General features: G+C 46.5%; 1 tRNA gene and 1 rRNA gene. Both read right to left on the bottom strand.

The window, feature by feature from the left end:
• Positions 1–242 precede the first annotated feature (242 nt).
• Positions 243–315: transfer RNA gene (locus tag K1J09_RS11790), tRNA-Ala, on the bottom strand.
• Positions 316–379: 64 nt separating this feature from the next.
• A 16S ribosomal RNA gene (locus K1J09_RS11785) occupies positions 380–548 on the bottom strand; the annotation flags it as partial.

Genomic DNA, 548 nt, shown 5'->3' with positions numbered 1-548 from the left:
TATTTTTGACCTTTCAGTCTTAAACTCATTAATATTCACAGCGTTTTCGGTTTATTTTCTTGTTACTATTTGATATCGGTATTCAATTTTCAATGGACAAGTAGGATAGCTATCAACCAAAGTTGAATTCCAGACTAACTTCTTAGGAAAAAAGACTAACTTCCTTGTGTTCATCGAACACAGTGTCAGTTCTCTATTTTTCTACAGAAGTTCCCGCAAGCGGAACGTCTTCCATATCCTAATGGAGCCTAGCGGGATCGAACCGCTGACCTCCTGCGTGCAAAGCAGGCGCTCTCCCAGCTGAGCTAAGGCCCCACATAGCCCTCTCAAAACTAAACAAGACCCAAGTGCATTCCGTATGTCCTTACGGACTCCTTAGAAAGGAGGTGATCCAGCCGCACCTTCCGATACGGCTACCTTGTTACGACTTCACCCCAATCATCTATCCCACCTTAGGCGGCTGGCTCCTTACGGTTACCTCACCGACTTCGGGTGTTACAAACTCTCGTGGTGTGACGGGCGGTGTGTACAAGGCCCGGGAACGTATT

The sequence above is a fragment of the Streptococcus sanguinis genome (genome assembly GCF_019928825.1).
In the GTDB taxonomy this organism is placed as follows: Bacteria; Bacillota; Bacilli; order Lactobacillales; family Streptococcaceae; genus Streptococcus; species Streptococcus sanguinis_L.
The sequence above is the reverse complement of the archived record's forward strand: the minus strand, read 5'-3'. Positions and strand labels throughout refer to the sequence as shown.